General features: G+C 49.6%; 19 protein-coding genes. 8 read left to right on the forward strand and 11 right to left on the reverse strand.

What is annotated here, in order from left to right; translation table 11 throughout:
• Positions 1-122: 122 nt before the first annotated feature.
• The 4 genes from rplT to thrS all read right to left on the reverse strand — a co-directional run bounded on the left by rplT (position 123) and on the right by thrS (position 3,298).
• Positions 123-479 (reverse strand): 50S ribosomal protein L20, encoded by a 357-nt coding sequence (rplT, locus tag RAHAQ2_RS13825; protein WP_013576134.1) that lies wholly within the window; start codon positions 477-479, stop codon positions 123-125.
• 42 nt (positions 480-521) lie between these two features.
• Entirely contained in the window at positions 522-719 is a 198-nt protein-coding gene (gene rpmI, locus RAHAQ2_RS13830) for a 50S ribosomal protein L35 (protein WP_013576135.1), read from the reverse strand.
• 95 nt (positions 720-814) lie between these two features.
• Positions 815-1,366, reverse strand: coding sequence for a translation initiation factor IF-3 (gene infC / locus RAHAQ2_RS25000; protein ID WP_013576136.1), 552 nt, complete (start codon positions 1,364-1,366; stop codon positions 815-817).
• Between the two features lie 3 nt (positions 1,367-1,369).
• Positions 1,370-3,298 carry a threonine--tRNA ligase gene (gene thrS, locus RAHAQ2_RS13840; RefSeq protein ID WP_015697837.1) on the reverse strand — a complete coding sequence of 643 codons (1,929 nt, stop codon included), beginning with the start codon at positions 3,296-3,298 and terminating at the stop codon, positions 1,370-1,372.
• A 289-nt stretch (positions 3,299-3,587) separates the two neighbouring features.
• On the opposite strand from thrS, the gene RAHAQ2_RS13845 reads away from it, so the two are divergent.
• Positions 3,588-4,268 carry a MarC family NAAT transporter gene (locus RAHAQ2_RS13845; RefSeq protein ID WP_015697838.1) on the forward strand — a complete coding sequence of 227 codons (681 nt, stop codon included), beginning with the start codon at positions 3,588-3,590 and terminating at the stop codon, positions 4,266-4,268.
• A 23-nt stretch (positions 4,269-4,291) separates the two neighbouring features.
• Here RAHAQ2_RS13845 and RAHAQ2_RS13850 read toward each other — a convergent pair whose 3' ends face one another.
• Positions 4,292-4,927: a transglycosylase SLT domain-containing protein gene (locus RAHAQ2_RS13850; protein WP_015697839.1), complete on the reverse strand. Its 636-nt coding sequence runs from the start codon at positions 4,925-4,927 to the stop codon at positions 4,292-4,294.
• 322 nt (positions 4,928-5,249) lie between these two features.
• Between RAHAQ2_RS13850 and RAHAQ2_RS13855 the strand changes: the two genes are divergently transcribed.
• Positions 5,250-6,119 carry a fructosamine kinase family protein gene (locus RAHAQ2_RS13855; protein WP_015697840.1) on the forward strand — a complete coding sequence of 290 codons (870 nt, stop codon included), beginning with the start codon at positions 5,250-5,252 and terminating at the stop codon, positions 6,117-6,119.
• A 105-nt stretch (positions 6,120-6,224) separates the two neighbouring features.
• Here RAHAQ2_RS13855 and RAHAQ2_RS13860 read toward each other — a convergent pair whose 3' ends face one another.
• Positions 6,225-6,773 carry a YniB family protein gene (locus RAHAQ2_RS13860; protein ID WP_015697841.1) on the reverse strand — a complete coding sequence of 183 codons (549 nt, stop codon included), beginning with the start codon at positions 6,771-6,773 and terminating at the stop codon, positions 6,225-6,227.
• Between the two features lie 194 nt (positions 6,774-6,967).
• Between RAHAQ2_RS13860 and hxpB the strand changes: the two genes are divergently transcribed.
• The 5 genes from hxpB (at position 6,968) to RAHAQ2_RS13885 (ending at position 11,909) form a co-directional block, all read left to right on the forward strand.
• Entirely contained in the window at positions 6,968-7,633 is a 666-nt protein-coding gene (gene hxpB, locus RAHAQ2_RS13865; protein ID WP_015697842.1) for a hexitol phosphatase HxpB, read from the forward strand.
• Positions 7,634-7,942: 309 nt separating this feature from the next.
• Entirely contained in the window at positions 7,943-8,779 is an 837-nt protein-coding gene (gene kduI / locus RAHAQ2_RS13870) for a 5-dehydro-4-deoxy-D-glucuronate isomerase (RefSeq protein WP_015697843.1), read from the forward strand.
• A gap of 78 nt (positions 8,780-8,857) precedes the next feature.
• On the forward strand, positions 8,858-9,619 hold the full coding sequence (gene kduD, locus RAHAQ2_RS13875) for a 2-dehydro-3-deoxy-D-gluconate 5-dehydrogenase KduD (RefSeq protein WP_015697844.1): 762 nt from the start codon (positions 8,858-8,860) through the stop codon (positions 9,617-9,619).
• 152 nt (positions 9,620-9,771) lie between these two features.
• Positions 9,772-10,329: a metal-dependent hydrolase gene (locus RAHAQ2_RS13880; protein ID WP_015697845.1), complete on the forward strand. Its 558-nt coding sequence runs from the start codon at positions 9,772-9,774 to the stop codon at positions 10,327-10,329.
• Between the two features lie 188 nt (positions 10,330-10,517).
• Positions 10,518-11,909: an L-cystine transporter gene (locus RAHAQ2_RS13885; protein WP_015697846.1), complete on the forward strand. Its 1,392-nt coding sequence runs from the start codon at positions 10,518-10,520 to the stop codon at positions 11,907-11,909.
• An 88-nt stretch (positions 11,910-11,997) separates the two neighbouring features.
• Here RAHAQ2_RS13885 and kdgR read toward each other — a convergent pair whose 3' ends face one another.
• A complete protein-coding gene (gene kdgR, locus RAHAQ2_RS13890) occupies positions 11,998-12,789 on the reverse strand; it encodes a DNA-binding transcriptional regulator KdgR (RefSeq protein WP_013576147.1) in 792 nt (263 codons plus the stop codon).
• 237 nt (positions 12,790-13,026) lie between these two features.
• Here kdgR and RAHAQ2_RS13895 point away from each other — a divergent pair, with 237 nt between their 5' ends.
• Complete coding sequence (locus RAHAQ2_RS13895; protein WP_015697847.1) at positions 13,027-14,424, forward strand: MFS transporter; 1,398 nt, start codon at positions 13,027-13,029, stop codon at positions 14,422-14,424.
• 56 nt (positions 14,425-14,480) lie between these two features.
• Here RAHAQ2_RS13895 and htpX read toward each other — a convergent pair whose 3' ends face one another.
• From htpX to RAHAQ2_RS13915, 4 genes are all read right to left on the reverse strand, one after another.
• A complete protein-coding gene (gene htpX, locus RAHAQ2_RS13900; RefSeq protein ID WP_015697848.1) occupies positions 14,481-15,362 on the reverse strand; it encodes a protease HtpX in 882 nt (293 codons plus the stop codon).
• A 292-nt stretch (positions 15,363-15,654) separates the two neighbouring features.
• Positions 15,655-17,727 (reverse strand): carboxy terminal-processing peptidase, encoded by a 2,073-nt coding sequence (gene prc / locus RAHAQ2_RS13905; protein WP_015697849.1) that lies wholly within the window; start codon positions 17,725-17,727, stop codon positions 15,655-15,657.
• Positions 17,728-17,746: 19 nt separating this feature from the next.
• Complete coding sequence (gene proQ / locus RAHAQ2_RS13910) at positions 17,747-18,436, reverse strand: RNA chaperone ProQ (RefSeq protein WP_015697850.1); 690 nt, start codon at positions 18,434-18,436, stop codon at positions 17,747-17,749.
• Positions 18,437-18,531: 95 nt separating this feature from the next.
• Complete coding sequence (locus tag RAHAQ2_RS13915; protein WP_015697851.1) at positions 18,532-19,029, reverse strand: GAF domain-containing protein; 498 nt, start codon at positions 19,027-19,029, stop codon at positions 18,532-18,534.
• Between the last annotated feature and the right edge of the window lie 30 nt (positions 19,030-19,059).

Raw genomic sequence — 19,059 nt, forward strand, 5'->3', positions numbered from 1 at the left:
CTTATCGGTTGTAAATCTTGTACCGGGATTCTGAATATCAAACAAAGGGTATTAAACAACGAAACAGAATGTTTTTAAACACAAAATATAAAAGAGGGAGCAAGCTCCCCCTTTCACCTGACTTACGCCAGTGCTGCTTTCGCTTTTTCGACCAGTGCAGAGAATGCCACTTTGTCGAATACTGCGATGTCAGCCAAGATCTTACGGTCAATTTCAATAGAAGCTTTTTTCAAGCCGTTAATGAATTTGCTGTAAGACATGTCGTTCTGACGAGCTGCTGCGTTGATACGCGCGATCCACAGCTGACGGAACTGACGTTTCTTTTGACGACGGTCACGGTAAGCGTATTGACCAGCTTTGATAACAGCCTGGAATGCAACACGATATACGCGAGAACGGGCACCGTAGTAGCCTTTCGCCTGTTTTAAGATTTTCTTGTGACGTGCACGTGCAATCACACCACGTTTTACGCGAGCCATATGCTCTCCTGAGTTTTATATTCTAGATGAAAAAAAGTGTATTTATGCGTACGGCAGACATGCAGAGACCAGACCCAAATCGTTCTTGGATACCAGGCCTTTTGGACGCAAGTGACGTTTACGCTTAGTAGCTTTTTTGGTCAGAATATGACGCAGGTTTGCGTGCTTACGCTTAAAACCACCGTTGGCGGTTTTTTTGAAGCGTTTAGCGGCGCCGCGTACTGTTTTGATCTTTGGCATTTTAAATTCCACTTCGCATTGTTATTAACATGAATCAGAAAGGCGAATCCAGCATACGCGGTGCAAACACCGCGCAGCAGGATTACTTGGAAGCCTTACTGTTTCTTCTTAGGTGCGAGCACCATGATCATCTGACGACCTTCGATCTTCGTAGGGAAGGATTCGACAACGGCCAGTTCAGAATCTTCACACAGGTCTTTACGGACGCGGTTAAGCACTTCCATACCGATCTGTTGGTGCGCCATTTCACGCCCACGGAAACGCAGGGTGATTTTGGCTTTATCGCCATCTTCCAGAAAGCGAATCAGGTTGCGTAGTTTGACCTGATAGTCGCCATCATCGGTACCAGGTCGGAATTTGATTTCCTTAACCTGAATAACTTTTTGTTTCTTTTTCTGCTCTTTGGTCGACTTGCTCTTCTCGTAGAGGAATTTGCCGTAATCCATGATTCGACAAACTGGCGGCTCGGCATTCGGACTGATTTCTACTAAATCGACGCCCGCTTCCTCAGCTTTTTCAAGAGCTTCATTCAGACTGACAATACCAATCTGCTCGCCATCGACGCCGGTGAGGCGAACTTCTTGCGCGCGAATCTCTTTGTTAATGCGATTAGGACGCGCCGGTTGAACTCGTTTTCCGCCTTTAATACTTTATTCCTCCAGTTGATGAAGACTTCTGCTGCGGATTTCCGCCAGCAGTTTGTCAACGACTTCGCTAACATCCATGCTTCCTAAGTCTTTGCCGCGACGAGTACGAACAGCAACTTTGCCTGCCTCGACCTCTTTATCGCCACAAACTAACATATAAGGAACACGGCGTAGCGTGTGTTCGCGAATTTTAAAGCCAATCTTCTCATTTCTCAAGTCGGCTTTAACGCGAATGCCTGCATCTTGCAGTTTTTTAGTTAATTCTTCGACATAGGTAGCTTGTGAGTCAGTGATATTCATGATCACTACCTGTACCGGAGCCATCCAGGTTGGGAAGAAGCCCGCGTATTCTTCAGTCAGAATACCGATGAAGCGCTCCATTGAACCCAGGATAGCACGGTGAATCATTACCGGAACCTGACGGTCGTTACTTTCGCCAATATAAGAGGCGTTCAAACGACCCGGTAATGAAAAGTCGAGCTGCACGGTACCACACTGCCACGCACGATCCAAACAATCATGCAAGGTAAATTCAATTTTCGGACCGTAGAACGCGCCTTCACCCGGTTGATATTCGAACGGAATGTCGTTTTCAGTCAGCGCAGCTGCCAGATCATCCTCAGCGCGAGTCCACATTTCGTCAGTACCAATGCGCTTCTCAGGGCGGGTGGATAATTTCACCACAATCTTTTCGAAGCCAAAAGTGCTGTACATGTCGTAAACCATGCGGATACAGCTGTTCACCTCATCACGCACCTGCTCTTCAGTACAGAAGATGTGAGCATCGTCCTGAGTGAAGCCACGAACGCGCATCAGGCCGTGCAATGCGCCAGAGGGTTCATTACGGTGGCAACTGCCGAATTCAGCCATACGCAATGGCAGGTCACGGTATGATTTCAGCCCCTGATTGAAGATCTGAACGTGCCCCGGACAGTTCATTGGCTTGATGCAATATTCACGGTTTTCAGAAGAAGTGGTGAACATTGCTTCTTTGTAGTTTTCCCAGTGACCTGTTTTTTCCCACAGCACGCGGTCCATCATGAACGGGCCTTTCACTTCCTGATAGTCGTATGACTTCAGTTTCATGCGTACGAAGGCTTCCAGTTCACGGAAAATAGTCCAGCCGTCGTTGTGCCAGAACACCATACCTGGCGCTTCTTCCTGCATGTGGTACAGGTCAAGCTGCTTACCAATCTTACGGTGATCGCGTTTACCGGCCTCTTCCAGACGCTGAATATAGGCATTAAGTTGCTTTTTATCTGCCCATGCAGTGCCGTAGATACGTTGCAGCATTTTGTTATCACTGTTGCCACGCCAGTAAGCACCGGAGGTTTTCTGCAGTTTGAAATGATGGCAGAAACGCATGTTCGGTACGTGCGGACCACGGCACATATCGACGTATTCTTCATGGTGGTACAAGCCCGGACGATCATCATGACTGATGTTCTCATCCAGAATCGCCACTTTGTATTCTTCGCCACGGCTTGCAAAGGTATCGCGCGCTTCCTGCCAGCTGACTTTCGTTTTAATGACGTCGTAATTCTTTTCAGCCAGTTCGTGCATGCGCTTTTCAAGCAGTTCGATATCTTCCTGAGTCAGCGTACGATCTAAATCGACGTCGTAGTAGAAGCCATTATCGATAACCGGGCCGATTGCCATTTTGGTGTCTGGCCACAGTTGTTTAATGGCATGACCCAAAAGGTGCGCACAGGAGTGACGCAAAATTTCAAGACCGGCTTCGTCTTTCGCGGTGATGATCGCCAGTTGTGCATCCACTTCAATCAGATCGGTTGCATCCACCAGTTCGCCGTTAACACGACCAGCAATACAGGCTTTCGCCAGGCCTGGACCGATATCAAGGGCAACATCAAGGGGAGAAACGGGGCGATCAAAAACGCGCTGGCTTCCATCAGGAAGAGTAATGACAGGCATGCTAATTCCTTAATCTACAGTGGTGCCCCACACGACAGAGCACATCTAGAAAAATATTTGAGTTTAACTACATGTAGTTATTCACGCTATTTAGCTTTACCTTGCCAAATATAGGCACCCTGAATACATCATCTCATTGTACCGGGATGCGACGCGAAAACAGGCGATGAGTTTAGCATTCGTAAAGTGCGAATTTCCAGCAACCTGTGTTGCTATACACGGATATTTTTCGTGTAATCTCCCCTGACACGTTAAGTTAACCTGGGCAGCATTTTAAAAAGGGATGGATATGACAGAAGTCAGGCAGTTGTTTGAAGTACTGGGATTGGGCCTGATGGTACTGCTTCCGCTGGCAAATCCGCTGACAACCGTGGCTTTGATGCTCGGCCTTTCAGGGAATATGACCACACAGGAAAGAAACCAGCAGTCGCTGATGGCCTCAGTGTATGTGTTTATCATCATGATGGTGGCGTATTACGCAGGACAGGTGGTGATGAATACGTTCGGGATTTCCATTCCCGGTCTGCGCATTGCGGGGGGGCTTATTGTCACCTTTATCGGTTTCAGAATGCTGTTCCCGCAGCCACACGTGGAGGAAAGAATCCTTATCGAAAACAAAACGGCTGAAATGAAGAAGCAGGATTCACCGAATATCGCTTTTGTTCCTCTTGCGATGCCAAGTACCGCCGGACCGGGTACCATCGCCATGATCATCAGCAGCGCGTCGACAGTAAGGTCATCTGACTTTCCGCACTGGATCATTACCGTTGCGCCGGTGATGATTTTCTTTTTAGTGGGGTTGATTTTATGGATCTCTCTGCGCAGTTCCGGGGCGATTATGCGTCTGGTCGGGAAAAGCGGGATTGAAGCAATTTCACGTCTGATGGGATTTTTGCTGGTGTGTATGGGCGTTCAGTTCGTTATCAACGGTGTTATTGAGATTATCAAAACCTTCCCGCCAGCAGCCTGAGCCACTGGCGGAAACATCAATGCTTACCGCATGGCAAGGTAAGCATTGTTCACTTTCCACAAATAGCGTGGAGCTTGTGGTGCCGGATGTTTTTTCTGCACATGGGCAGAAAACTCAGCAGGCGTCATCAGATTGATTTTCGCAATCGCATACGTTTTATCTTTATCAAACGTTCTCAGCAACGCCCCTGCTCCGTTCACATACGCCAGCGTGGTGGCGTAACGGCGGGTTTCAGGGTTATTAATGCCGGCAAGCTGCTGTTGTAAAATGCTTAAATAAGCCGTTCCAAGATCGATGTTCACCGCCGGATCTTTTAAATCACGCGGGGTAGGCTGACCGTAACGACCTTTCATCCGGTAGGCATCGCGTCCTGCCGTTGAGGCCTTTAGCTGCATTAACCCAATCGCATTCGATTTGCTGACAACGGTTGGGTTATATCCAGATTCGACCTGAATGATTGCTTTAACAAGTGTTTCGTCGACGCCGTAAGTATTTGCCGCCTGGTGAATAACATCACCATAAGGCCCCGGATGCATTAGTGAGGTATCGCGCTGAGGTGGCGGCGATGGATTCAAAAAATGCGTAGTCTGAACCGGTGTTTCTTTAGCGCAACCCGCCAGCAACAGCGCGGCCATCAAATAAAGAATGTTTGGTTTCACGTTATCTCTCTCGCGACTGGGACGAGATGTAGCATATACATCTTCTTCCAACACCTGAATATATTTTTAGTCTATTATTATTATTGTTTTGTTAAACAAGGGGGTTAGGAATATGTCGATAAGACAATTCCGCTTATAAAACCTCTTTCATGTCACATATTCCTAAATTAACCTGTTCGCTGATGACGATTTCTATTTAGTCATCTCAGAAATTGCATAAATTGACGTCATCATCTGATTCAGCCGTGCGCCGGATCGGGTTTTCGAAGCTGAAAAAACGCTAACTTAATGAATTATCGGGCCAGTCAGAAGGGGTAATACCATGTGGCAAGCCGTCAATCGTTTGTTGAGTGAACACTTAGGCAATGCTGAAATTCGCGAACGTGTTGAGCTTCCGGGAGGCGAAATCCACCCGGCCTGGCGGCTGAGTTACGGCGACAGGGACGTGTTTGTAAAATGCAATGCGCGCGAAATGTTGCCTATCTTTGCCGCTGAAGCCGATCAACTGGCCCTGCTTGCGCGTAGCCAGACTGTCCGGGTGCCGGAAGTGTATGGTGTAGGTAGCGACCGTGATTACAGTTTCCTCTTACTCGAATATATCCCGCAAAAACCTTTGGATGCACATAATGCCTATGTGTTAGGCCAGCAACTTGCCACGTTGCACCAGTGGAGTGAACAACTGCAATTCGGTCTGGATTTCGATAATGAACTGGCGACGCTTCCTCAACCTAACAGCTGGCAACGGCGCTGGGCCACTTTTTTTGCTGAGCAACGTATTGGCTGGCAGTTGCAACTGGCCGCCGAAAAAGGGATGACGTTTGGCAATATCGAAGATATCACCGCCATGGTTCATGCACGTTTACAGAATCATCAGCCGCAACCTTCACTTTTACACGGCGATTTATGGCCGCATAACTGTGGCTTATCTGATGATGGCCCGGTGATTTTTGATCCCGCCTGCTACTGGGGAGACCGGGAATGCGATCTGGCGATGTTGCCGTTGTACCCCAATGTTCCGCCACAATTATATGATGGCTATCAGAGTAAAACGCCACTCCCTGACGACTTCATTTCGAGGCAACCGGTCTACCAGTTATATTACCTGCTTAACCGCAGTAATTTATTCGGTGGTCAGCATCTTGTCGTGGCGCAACGCGCCATCGAAAGGTTGTTACACGAAGATATCAGTTAGCGGGATGACTATTTTAGCACTGTGTAAATAAGGCCTGAACACGTTAATATTCAGGCCTTATTTTTCATGCTCACAGAAACCCGTGATAAATATGCCTTCAAATTATCAGGCAATTAATCCTAATAATTTCAAAATGAAATAGCCGATCACAGCGATGATGATGGGCAAAATATACAACGGGAAATACTGCACCAGAATCGTGTGTCGCGGTATCACGATACGCTCTTCAATTTGCGGACGGGTACGACCTTCAGCACCTTTTGCCTGTTCCAGAATAAGCTGATCCTGGATACCTTCGCGAATGTGTTTTACCTGACGGGACATTCTCGCGCCGGAAGCCTGAAGTGCCAGCCCTACGAAAATCAGCCAGTAGATAATGAAGAACATGATGTTTGCGCTGGTGACACCCTGCCCTAAAGCCGGCACCGGTGAGTTGTACCAAAAGACGTTGAGAAACGAGGTATTGAACTTCACCATATCCACCATCACGTGGATGAAATCCAGCATGACCGCGTTGATGCCCTGCTCCGTCTTAGTGTGCTCGTTGATAAAAGTCAGCAAAGAAATCAGCGTGGAAAGCAGCGCAGGGATAAAAATGATCCACCCCGCAATTCGTTTAATTACTGCCACACGTCCGGCTTGTTGGTACGTCATGAATTCCCCTTGTTAGGATACCTAAAGCAACGGCTAAGTTTACCCACAGAAAGCCTGCTCCGCCCAATGTTTTAATCAGTTAGCGTAATGGTGCACAGGGAACGGACCGTCCTGACCATTTTCACATCAGATTTCACCTGCATTCCCGCCGATGTTAGAGTGAGTTTCTATTTATTGTGAGGGAGTCCGCTTTCATGGCTTATGTCCGCCCTGTTAATGCAGCAATTTTCGATATGGATGGTCTGTTAATTGATTCTGAACGGTTATGGACTCAGGCTGAGCTGGACGTTTTCAGTCGCCTGGGCGTTGATATTTCACAGCGCCATTTGCTACCGGATACGCTGGGTTTGCGTATCGATCAGGTGGTCAGGATGTGGTATCAGGCGCTTCCGTGGCAGGGGCCTGATCAGGAGGAAGTGTCCTCAATGATCATCGCCCGCACGATTGAACTGGTGGAGCAAACCCGGCCGCTGTTGCCTGGCGTTAATCATGCCCTCGAGCTTTGCCGTGAGCAGGGGCTGAAGATTGGCCTCGCGTCTGCATCACCGCTGTTTATGCTCGATATCGTGCTGGAAATGTTTAATTTACAATCCTTCTTTGAGGTTCGTGTTTCTGCGGAAAAACTGCCGTACAGCAAACCGCATCCTGAAGTTTATCTGCTGGCTGCCGGAGAATTACAGGTTGATCCGCTGAACTGTGTGACACTCGAAGATTCCTTTAACGGCATGATCGCCACCAAAGCCGCGCGTATGCGCTCGGTGGTGGTGCCGGACCATGAATACAGTGTGGATCCTCGCTGGGCGCTCGCCGATGTCAAACTTTCTTCCCTTGAAGAATTGCGTGTGGCACACATCAGCTAAAATTTATGCGCAGCAGCATGAGCGGCTGCGCATCTTCTCTGCTTTCACTTCTTTTTAAATTGCCTTCCCTACGCATTTCCCCTGCCACAATTTTCAAAGCTTCGTTTAATTTCGTAAATCTTGAACTGACTCATAAAATAAATAAAACGTTATTTCATTTTTATTGAATTCATATGCCAATGAACCTATGATTCCTGCAACAAGGACGAGCCGGGAGCTCTCCTGCTTCTGTACGCTGTCACTGCCACGCAACGGTCAGACTAGCCCGGTAAGTCCTCCTTAATATCGTTATCCATGAGAGGCGCCCACATGCAAGTTCGTCAAAGTATCCACAGCGACCACGCGAAAATGCTTGATACCGCTGAATTACGCCGTGAATTTCTCATTGAGAAAATCTTTGAGAAAAATGCCTATACCATGACTTACAGCCACATCGACCGCATCATTGTCGGCGGTGTCATGCCCGCTGAAAAAACGGTATCCGTGGGTGATGAAGTCGGTAAACAGCTTGGCGTGAGCTATTTTCTCGAACGTCGCGAACTCGGCGTGATTAACATCGGCGGCCCGGGCCTGATTGTGGTTGACGGTACGACGTATGAAATCGGTCATGAAGAAGCGTTATATGTCGGCAAAGGGGCAAAGCGGGTCGAGTTCAGCAGCGTTGATGCGTCCAAACCGGCCAAGTTCTATTACAACAGTGCGCCGGCCCACACCACTTTCCCGAACAAAAAAATCACGCTGGCGGAAGCCTCTCCGCAGACCATCGGTGATGCAGCCACCAGCAACCGTCGCACCATCAATAAATTCATCGTGCCGGACGTTCTGGAAACCTGTCAGCTAACCATGGGGCTGACCAAACTGGAAGAAGGAAGTCTGTGGAATACCATGCCTTGCCATACGCATGAACGCCGTATGGAAGTGTATTTCTACTTCAATATGGAAGCAGAAACCGCCGTGTTCCACATGATGGGACAGCCGCAGGAAACCCGTCATTTATTAGTGCACAACGAACAGGCTGTCATCTCTCCTAGCTGGTCGATTCACGCCGGTGTGGGTACCAAGAACTATACCTTCATCTGGGGTATGGTCGGCGAGAATCAGGTATTCGACGACATGGATCACGTCAAAGTCAGCGAACTGCGCTAACTCCCTCTTGCTCTGCCTTAACCGGCAGAGCCACTCATTTTTTATGGCGAACATGCCGTTGCAAAAGAGACCCTGAATATGATCCTCAGTTCATTTGAATTAAGCGGCAAAGTCGCAATCGTCACCGGTTGCAATACCGGGCTGGGCCAGGGCATGGCACTTGGTCTCGCGCAGGCGGGATGCGATATTGTGGGCATTAATGTCTCCGCACCTGAAGAAACGGAAAAAAAAGTTACTGCGCTGGGCCGTCGTTTTCTTGATCTGAGGGCTGATCTGAGCAATATCAAAGGTATTCCTGAACTGATTGGGAAAGCGGTCGGGGAATTTGGTCATATCGATATTCTGATCAATAACGCCGGGATTATCCGCCGCGAAGATGCCATCGACTTCAGCGAGAAAAACTGGGACGATGTGATGAATGTGAACAGCAAAACGCTGTTCTTTATGTCACAGGCCGTGGCGAAGCAGTTCATCAAACAGGGTAACGGCGGCAAAATTATCAATATTGCCTCCATGCTCTCGTATCAGGGTGGGATCCGGGTGCCCTCCTATACGGCGTCAAAAAGTGCCGTCATGGGTCTGACCCGACTGATGGCCAATGAATGGGCGAAGCATAACGTCAATGTGAATGCGATTGCGCCGGGATACATGGCCACAAATAATACCGAGCAGTTGCGCGCCGATGAAGAGCGTAGCAAAGAAATCCTCGACAGGATCCCCGCCGGGCGCTGGGGCTTGCCGGAAGATGTCATGGGGCCGGTGGTCTTTCTGGCGTCAAAAGCCTCCGACTACGTTAATGGCTACACGATTGCCGTTGATGGCGGTTGGCTGGCACGTTAACGGCGTAATAAGTGACATCAGAAAGGCGTATTTTTATACGCCTTTTTCTTTTTTATCAGCCCGTTGACAATTAGTTACAGGGTATCACTTCCAAGATTGTGACAGTTTCACTTATACTGGATAAAATAACAGTTATCCAGTTCGGACGCGTCATGACGGCGGAAGGTCACATCATTTTCTCAATTGCCTGCGCAGTATTTGCTAAGAAGGCACAGCTTTCTCCCGAACTGGCACATGGCGACTGGTGGCATATCATTCCAGGGTCTTTACTTACCTGTCTGCTGCCCGACATTGATCACCCTAAATCGATGCTGGGTCAACGTCTCAAATGGTTGTCAGCCCCCATCGCCAGGGTTTTTGGCCACCGTGGGTTCACTCACAGTTTGCTGGCTGTGGCCGGTGGGATTTTCCTGCTGCGCACCCATTTCCCTCGCGACTGGGTAATCCCCGCTGACGCTTTCCATGCCATGATTATCGGTTATCTCAGCCATATTCTGGCGGATATGCTGACGCCCGCAGGGGTGCCGCTGCTCTGGCCTTGTCGATGGCGTTTCCGGTTGCCCCTGATTAACAGTCAGAAAGGTAATCAGCTCGAACGCACACTTTGTCTCATGCTGGTCGGCCTGACGCTTTTCTGGCCAGACTGGACGCCCATCATTGGTGCAATAAATCCGGACTTTTTTAATCACATTCTGAAATTATTCATTTGAGTAGTATGAAAGACTGCCGTTTTGGTGGAAATCAATACAAATAACACCAAAAAGTTATAAAGCATTACTTTTGGATATAAATAGTCAGGCCCTCAAACTGCTATTCTGCACCCCAATGCTTTGGGATGGTGCAGTCCTTTTCGGAAACACCCGTTTCATTTATCAAAATTATAAGTTTGGAGTCTGGTATGAATCTTCCGCTCGTTCTTAACGTAGTGGTTTTTGTTGCCCTGCTTTTGCTGCTGGCGCAAACCCGCCACAAGCAATGGAGCCTGGCAAAAAAAGTTTTGCTGGGTCTGGCTATGGGTGTCGTATTTGGCCTGGCTTTGCAGCTGATCTACGGTTCCGATGATCCGGTACTGAAAACTTCAATTAGCTGGTTCAATATTGTCGGTAACGGCTACGTCCAGTTGCTGCAAATGATCGTCATGCCTCTGGTTTTCGTCTCTATTCTGAGCGCGGTAGCGAAACTGCATAACGCGTCAGCGCTGGGCAAAATCAGCTTCCTGACGATCGGTACTCTGCTGTTCACCACGCTTATCGCTTCTCTGGTGGGCATCTTCGTGACTGGCCTGTTCGGTCTCACCGCTGACGGCCTGGTCCAGGGCACGCAGGAAACGGCGCGGCTGACAGCAATTCAGTCTAACTATGTCGGCAAAGTGGCTGATCTGAGCGTGCCTCAGCTGATTCTTTCCTTTATACCTAAGAACCCGTTTGCTGACCTGACAGGCGCAAGCCCGACATCAATCATCAGTGTCGTGATCTTCGCCGCTTTCGTCGGTGTTGCGGCCCTGCAACTGGTGAAAGATGATGCAGAGAAAGGTCCGCGCATTCTGGCCTTTATCGATACCCTGCAGGCATGGGTGATGAAGCTGGTGCGTCTGGTCATGAAACTGACCCCGTACGGCGTACTGGCTCTGATGACCAAAGTGGTCGCGGGCTCAAACATTCAGGACATCATTAAGCTCGGCAGCTTCGTTGTCGCGTCTTATCTGGGTCTGGGCATTATGTTTGTTGTTCACGCGGTACTGCTGTCATTCACCGGTGTTAACCCGGCTAAATTTTTCCGTAAAGTGTGGCCGGTACTGACGTTTGCTTTCACCAGCCGTTCCAGTGCCGCAACCATCCCGCTGAGCGTTGAAGCGCAGACACGTCGCCTGGGTATTCCTGAATCTATCGCCAGCTTTGCGGCATCTTTCGGGGCAACGATCGGTCAGAACGGTTGTGCCGGCCTGTACCCGACCATGCTGGCCGTAATGGTTGCACCAACGGTCGGCATCAACCCGTTTGATCCGGTATGGATTGCAACATTAGTGGGTATTGTTACCCTGAGCTCTGCGGGTGTTGCCGGTGTGGGTGGTGGTGCAACATTTGCAGCCCTGATCGTGTTGCCTGCCATGGGCCTGCCGGTTACGCTGGTTGCCCTGCTGATTTCTGTTGAGCCCCTGATTGATATGGGCCGTACCGCACTGAATGTTAGCGGTTCAATGACTGCCGGTACTATAACCAGCCAGTTGCTGAAACAGACTGATAAATCGGTGATGGATGCTGAAGAAACGGCTGAGCTGGCTCACCGTTAATTTCAGATTGCTGCAAACAAAAAAACCGAAGCTAGTGGCTTCGGTTTTTTTATGCACGAAATACTGCACTGACTCAGAACGCGATTATTCAGAACGGATAGTCGTGAAAACCGATTTGCTCTGAAATATTACGCGCAGCAGTATGCAGCATTTCCACGTAATGACTTTTGCTTTCTTCCGAGAAACGAATCGTCGGGAAAGAAATACTCAAGCCAGCAATGACCACACCAAAGCGGTCGAATACCGGAACCGCGATACAACGAAGCCCTTGTTCCTGCTCTTCGTTGTCTTCACCGAACCCCTGCGCGCGAACCTGATCCAACGCAGTCTGCAAATCAGCAGCATTCATGATGGTATTTTCAGTACTGCGGGTAAATTCAATTTCCTGCAACAGCGCGCTGACTTCTGCTTTATCACCCCACGCCAGCAACACTTTACCGATCGCGGTGGTGTGCAGCGGATTACGACGACCAATGCGCGAATGCATCCGCAGGTTGTACATCGAATCAATTTTATGGATGTAGACAATTCCGTCTTCATCCAGTGCACCGAGGTGGATCGTTTCGCGGGTCAGACGGGACAATTCTCGCATCTGGATATCGGCGCTGCGGATAAGATCGACGTTTTGTAATGCCTTGGCACCCAGTTCAAACAACTTGAGCGTCAGGGAATATTTCTCTGATTCCCCTTCCTGCGCGACATAGCCCAGAGATTTCATCGTCTGAAGAAAACGATAAACCGTGCTTTTAGACATCATTACGCGCTGAGAAAGTTCAGTAATACCAATCTCACGCTCTTCCCCCAGTGCTTGTAAAATGCCAAAAACTTTCAGGACTGAGGAGACGGAATCGGGTTGCTTATCAAGATCTGCGATAGCCATAGGGTGTATTACCTGCTCGCGTTGAGATTGTTTCAAAAAAAATAGAACGTAGTTTTTATTATAATGGCAAGCACCGCTGAGAAGCAATCAACCCATTGATCAAGAATGTAAGAACTGTTAAGCCAGCTTCATTCCCGGCAGAAAGATAAAATTCATTACATCATGTGACAATTGTCACTTTACGTTAATTAGCGTAGTAATATTACCCTCTCTGATGACTACGCACTGACAGAACTCATGACTCCTACACCTGCTGACGGATTAGCCATTCCACAACGATATGGCGCTATTCTGGCGATTGCGCTGGGTATTACTGTTTCTGTACTGGATGGCGCTATCGCTAACGTCGCGTTGCCCACTATCGCTAATGATTTCCATGCCAGCCCGGCAACCTCTATCTGGGTGGTTAACGCCTATCAGCTGGCGATCACGATTTCCCTGCTTTCGCTGGCTTCGCTGGGTGACATTTTCGGCTACCGCCGCATTTACCAGACGGGCCTTCTGGTATTCAGTATCACCTCTCTCTTCTGCGCCTTGTCGGATTCACTGATGACACTGACTGTCGCCCGCGTGTTACAAGGTTTCGGGGCGGCAGCGATCATGAGCGTGAATACCGCGCTGATACGAATTATTTATCCGCAGCGTTTCTTAGGGCGTGGCGTGGGGATTAATGCACTCATCGTCGCCGTCTCGGCAGCGGCCGGACCCACCATTGCCGCCGGTATTCTGTCGGTAGCCTCCTGGCAATGGCTGTTCGCCATCAACGTTCCGATTGGTATTGTGGCTCTGATACTCGGTCTGAAGTTCTTACCGGCCAACCCGACACGAAGTCAGGGTCAGCGTTTTGATATCGTCAGCAGCCTGATGAATGCCCTGACCTTTGGCCTGCTGATCAGCGCTATCAGCGGCTTTGCACAAGGTCAGAGCCGTATGCTTATCCTGGGGGAAATCATTGCCCTTCTTATCATCGGCTGGTTCTTTGTACACCGTCAGCTTTCGCAGCCTTTCCCGCTGCTGCCGATCGATTTATTGCGCATTCCTATTTTCAGTCTGTCCCTGGGCACTTCGCTGTGTTCTTTCAGCGCTCAGATGCTGGCTTTTGTTTCACTGCCCTTCTTCCTGCAAAACACACTCGGTCTGAATTCCGTGGAAACAGGTCTCCTGCTCACCCCGTGGCCGCTGGCGACGATGGTGATGGCACCGATCGCCGGGCGTCTGGTTGAACGTTTCCATCCGGGAATGCTGGGCGGGATTGGTCTGGTTGTGTTCTCGTTCGGGCTCTTTTCATTGTCATTGCTGCCAGCGGAACCTTCACATCTGAATATCATCTGGCGCATGTTGCTGTGCGGTGCCGGTTTTGGGTTATTCCAGTCGCCGAATAATCACACGATCATCAGTTCAGCCCCGCGAAACCGCAGTGGCGGCGCAAGCGGCCTGCTGGGAACCGCACGGCTTTTGGGCCAGACAACCGGCGCGGCGATGGTTGCCTTAATGTTTAACCTGTTCCCGATGCATGGCACTCATGCCTCTTTGATCCTTGCAGGGACTCTGGCCGGAACCGGCGCACTGGTCAGCTTGCTGAGGATGACGCAGAAAACCAGCAGCCAGAAAGAGGCGGATAACCTGAAATCCTGACATAAAAAAACCCGGCAACTCGCCGGGTTTTTTTATCAGTAATAACCAAAGGTTGATTACTTAATATATGCACCACTGCGCAGCGCTTCGATACGCTTATCCAGCGGCGGGTGGGACATAAACAGCTCACTGAATGACTTAGACTTACCGTTGATGCAAAATGCCATCATGCTGCCCGCTTCCTGCGGTTCATGGCTGGTTTTCAGTCGCTGCAATGCAGCAATCATTTTTTCACGGCCTACCAGTTTTGCAGAACCCGCATCCGCATGGAATTCACGATGGCGCGAGAACCACATTGTAATGATGCTGGCCAGAATACCGAATACCAGTTCCAGTACGGTCGCCACGGCAAAATAAATCAGCGGGTTGCCGTTGCTGCTTTCTTCGCCATCACGGTTGCCGGAAAGGAAACCAGACGCCACCTGCGCGATAATACGTGAAATGAAGATCACGAAGGTGTTCACGATCCCCTGAATCAGGGTCATGGTCACCATATCGCCGTTGGCAATATGGCTGATTTCATGGGCAATAACTGCCTCAGCTTCGTCCTGGCTCATGCTTTGCAGCAGTCCGGTACTGACGGCCACCAGAGAGGCATCACGGCGCGCGCCAGTCGCGAACGCATTAATATCGGGTGCGTGGTAAATGGCCACTTGTGGCATCGCAATGCCTGCCTGATGCGACTGACGGCGTACGGTTTCCATCAGCCAGCGCTCAGTTTCATTACGAGGCTGCTCAATAACTTCACCACCCACCGAGCGTAACGCCATCCATTTCGACATCAGCAACGAGACAATGGCACCACCGAAGCCAAACAGCCCGGCCATGATCATCAGCCCCGGCACGCTGCTGTGCTGAATGCCAGTCAGGCTAAGCACCAGCCCGAAGACCAGCATAACGGCCAGGTTAGTCAGCAGGAACAACGCTATACGCATCATAAAATTTCACTTCCTCATTGTTACTTCATTGTTATTAGCAGAGTCACTACTACCGGCACATAGCACATCCGGTTGTCCTGATCCTATGGGCTTCTTATCAGGATTCAAGAGCTCATGCGTTCTGAAGACCTGAATTCACAATACTTTACATTTTGAAGCGTTTTATTCACAGACGGATCTGAAATTTCGACGTTTTTAGAATAACCGTGAATGAGAGTTCAGGAACTTTATGCACAATAAACGCATAAAAAAAGCGCACCGGAGTGCGCTTTCAGTCTGACCTTCACAAGAGTTATTTCGCCGGGGCCTGATCAGCCTGTGACTTTTCCAGATTACCGAGATCAACAGCAATGTTGTCGGCTTCATCAAGGTAAGGATCCGGAGCAACATAATCTTTCGGCAAATCGTCGAGAGATTTCAGCGGCTTCTTGCCTTCACGCTTGAAGCGTTCGTTCAGGCGATTAAGACGCAGTACATCATCCTCTTTGTCTTCTTTATCACGCTGTGCATAATTCAGAGAGGCAATGTTACGTTTGTCTTTCAGCGCCTTGTAACGCGCAATATCTTGCTGGATATACTGGAACTCAGGATTTTGCGCAATGCGGGCTTCATGGGCTTTCAGCAATTCAGGCAGGAACGGTTTCATGTCGCCTAATTTGGTGTAAGTTGCCGCATTAATGCTATCCCACGGAAGTGCGTTATCTTCGAACTTCTCGCCGGTTTCAATCGATTCAATACCGGTTGGCATCAGGATATCCGGGGTAACCCCTTTACGCTGAGTACTGCCACCGTTGATGCGATAGAACTTCTGGATAGTGTATTGCACAGAACCGAGCGCAGGCCATTCAGGGCGCAGCATCTGGTCGTAAATACGGTTCAGCGAACGATACTGCTGAACGGTACCTTTACCAAAGGTCGGCTCACCGACAATCAGCGCACGGCCATAATCCTGCATAGCGGCTGCGAAAATTTCAGATGCCGAAGCACTGAAACGGTCAACCAGAACCACCAGCGGACCTTTATAGTAAACAACGCCATCGGTATCGCTGTCCTGACGGATGCGGCCATTGTTGTCGCGTACCTGAACTACCGGGCCACTTGGAATAAACAGACCTGACAGCGAAACCGCTTCCGTCAGAGCGCCACCACCGTTGGTACGCAGATCGATAACCAGACTGTTAACGTTCTGCTTAGCCATTTTCTGCAACTGAACTTTGACGTCATCCGTCAGGCCCACATAGAAGCCAGGAATGTCCATCACAGCGACTTTTTGAGCACCCACATTTTTGATGGTCATTTTGACGGCGCGATCTTCGAGACGAATCTTCTCGCGGGTCAGCGTAATCATATGGTTCTTGGCATTTTTACCCGCTGGCAAGATCTGCAGACGGACTTTGCTGCCTTTTGGCCCTTTGATTAACGCAACCACATCATCGAGACGCCATCCGATCACATCAACGATCGGAGTCTGTTTGCCTGCCTGAACCTGACCGACACCCACAATACGGTCACCCACCGCAATGGCTTTACTTTTGGCCGCCGGGCCGCCAGCAACCATCGAATTGATGACGGTATAATCGTCGTCCCCCTGCAAGACCGCACCAATACCTTCCAGAGACAGGCTCATTTCGGTATTAAACTGTTCGGTGCTGCGCGGCGACAGATAGTTAGTGTGCGGGTCAATTTCATGCGCGAAAGCATTCATAACCAACTGGAACACATCTTCGCTGTTGCTTTGCGTCAGGCGTTTCATCGCAAAATGATAGCGCTTGGACAACACATCACGAATTTCCTGATCGTTCTTGCCGGTCAGTTTGAGGTTCAGCTCGTCATATTTGACTTTCGCATCCCACAATTTGTCCAGCTCAGCACGGTCTTTCGGCCACGGTGATTTGCTGCGATCAAGTTCAATGGTGTCGTTGCCAGTGAAATCCATCGGGCGCTCAAGCACTTTTAACGCATAGTCATAGCGTTCGAAGCGGCGTTTCTGAGCCAGATTGAATAAGGCATATGGCGTGGTTAACTGACCGGATTTCAGTTCCTCACCCAAGGTGGCACGTTTATCAGTAAATTGTGCAACATCGGAAGCCATTAATACGTTATGGCCATAATCGAGCATGTTGAGGTAACGGTCGAAGATTTTCGCTGAGAAATCGGCATTAAGGTCGAACTGACGATAATGTGAACGGGTAAAGCGAGCAGTCACACGCTCGCTCACCGTTGCATCCTGCGGATCTTGCGTTAAATTAGGAAGTTGAGCGAGAGTCACCGGTGTACTCTCGTTCGCTGCAAAGCTGGTATTCACCAGCCCCGCACCTGCCATTAACAGACCCGCGATAACGCTTAATCTGACAAATTTGTTCATGCCTGAGTTGGCCTCCGTATCAGAACTGCAAATGTTCTGCGCGTACAATCATCGCCAGACCCGAAGAGAGTTGAACGCGAACACCGTCTTTGGCAATTTCCAATACGGTTGCATCCATCGCACTCTTACCTGCTCTGACTTTGATTTCCTGGCCAATTTGCAGTTTTGAAATGTCTGTTACTGGCACCTGACGCGGTTCACGTTTTTCCTCACGCGGTGGGCGAGGTGTACGTGGTTTGCGATTTTCCTGACCAGCCACAGCTGCGGGCGCATTTTCACGACGCGGCGCAGGTTTTTTAGCGGCCGGACGTGGACGACGTGGCTCAGTGGTTTCACCGGCTTCACGACGTTTAGCCTGTTGTTCTGCACGTTGTGCCTGAACACGGGCTTTAGCTTCTTCCAACTGTTTACGGGCATGTTCTACGTGCTGCTCTTCGAGAACGCCACATGAATTACCATCAAGATCCACACGTTCTGCACCGACTTTAACGCCGTACAGATAACGCCAGCTTGAGGTATACAGACGCAGAGCAGAGCGTAACTGAGTTTTGCTCAGATTCTCTTCACCTTGCACGCGCTCGACCAAATCCGCAAAGATACCGATCTTTAATGGGCGTGCTTCGCCTTCGGCGGTAAAACAGAGCGGGAACCGCTCAGCCAAAAAGGCGATGACTTCTTTACTACTGTTCAACTTAGGTTGATTTTCCATGAAATTTCCTGATTACAACGGGTTTGCCAACCGGCGCAGGCATGAACAGGCGTCATTATAATGACGCCGTTATTAAATGCCACGTTATCCGACGATCAACTTACGATCAGATTGACATATTTTTCAGCATCGCAGTTTTCGAGATGCTGGCAAAGCCCGCTGACTAACTCTGTCAGCCCCTGTTCATCCGCTTCATCGAAGCGCTGATAAACGGTGCTATCAATGTCTAATACGCCGATCACTGTGCCATTGACGGTCACTGGCAGAACAATTTCGGCATTACTTGCTGCGTCACAGGCGATATGCCCCGGGAAGGCATGAACATCGCCCACACGCTGTACGGCATTTTCCGCTACTGCGGTACCGCAGACGCCTTTTCCTACCGGAATACGCACGCAGGCAATTTTACCCTGGAATGGCCCCAGCACCAGTGTTGTGCCGTCCAGCAGGTAAAAACCCACCCAGTTGACGCCATCAAGACGTTCAAAAAGTAAGGCGCTTGCGTTCGACAGAGTCGCAATAAAATTGTTTTCTCCGGCGATCAAGGCGTTAAAATCACGTTTTAATTCCGTGTAGAATGCTTCTTTATTCATGTAGTAACCAATAATAACCTAAGGGCACTG

The organism is Rahnella aquatilis CIP 78.65 = ATCC 33071, assembly GCF_000241955.1.
GTDB classification, from domain to species: Bacteria; Pseudomonadota; Gammaproteobacteria; order Enterobacterales; family Enterobacteriaceae; genus Rahnella; species Rahnella aquatilis.

Coding starts and splice junctions, on each gene's coding strand:
- proQ (WP_015697850.1), bottom strand. CDS start 18,436: ATGGAAAATCAACCTAAGTTGAACAGTAGTAAAGAAGTCATCGCCTTT.
- RAHAQ2_RS13885 (WP_015697846.1), top strand. CDS start 10,518: ATGAATCTTCCGCTCGTTCTTAACGTAGTGGTTTTTGTTGCCCTGCTT.
- kduD (WP_015697844.1), top strand. CDS start 8,858: ATGATCCTCAGTTCATTTGAATTAAGCGGCAAAGTCGCAATCGTCACC.
- RAHAQ2_RS13880 (WP_015697845.1), top strand. CDS start 9,772: ATGACGGCGGAAGGTCACATCATTTTCTCAATTGCCTGCGCAGTATTT.
- RAHAQ2_RS13860 (WP_015697841.1), bottom strand. CDS start 6,773: ATGACGTACCAACAAGCCGGACGTGTGGCAGTAATTAAACGAATTGCG.
- RAHAQ2_RS13895 (WP_015697847.1), top strand. CDS start 13,027: ATGACTCCTACACCTGCTGACGGATTAGCCATTCCACAACGATATGGC.
- thrS (WP_015697837.1), bottom strand. CDS start 3,298: ATGCCTGTCATTACTCTTCCTGATGGAAGCCAGCGCGTTTTTGATCGC.
- RAHAQ2_RS13855 (WP_015697840.1), top strand. CDS start 5,250: ATGTGGCAAGCCGTCAATCGTTTGTTGAGTGAACACTTAGGCAATGCT.
- prc (WP_015697849.1), bottom strand. CDS start 17,727: ATGAACAAATTTGTCAGATTAAGCGTTATCGCGGGTCTGTTAATGGCA.
- kdgR (WP_013576147.1), bottom strand. CDS start 12,789: ATGGCTATCGCAGATCTTGATAAGCAACCCGATTCCGTCTCCTCAGTC.
- RAHAQ2_RS13915 (WP_015697851.1), bottom strand. CDS start 19,029: ATGAATAAAGAAGCATTCTACACGGAATTAAAACGTGATTTTAACGCC.
- RAHAQ2_RS13845 (WP_015697838.1), top strand. CDS start 3,588: ATGACAGAAGTCAGGCAGTTGTTTGAAGTACTGGGATTGGGCCTGATG.
- htpX (WP_015697848.1), bottom strand. CDS start 15,362: ATGATGCGTATAGCGTTGTTCCTGCTGACTAACCTGGCCGTTATGCTG.
- kduI (WP_015697843.1), top strand. CDS start 7,943: ATGCAAGTTCGTCAAAGTATCCACAGCGACCACGCGAAAATGCTTGAT.
- hxpB (WP_015697842.1), top strand. CDS start 6,968: ATGGCTTATGTCCGCCCTGTTAATGCAGCAATTTTCGATATGGATGGT.
- rpmI (WP_013576135.1), bottom strand. CDS start 719: ATGCCAAAGATCAAAACAGTACGCGGCGCCGCTAAACGCTTCAAAAAA.
- rplT (WP_013576134.1), bottom strand. CDS start 479: ATGGCTCGCGTAAAACGTGGTGTGATTGCACGTGCACGTCACAAGAAA.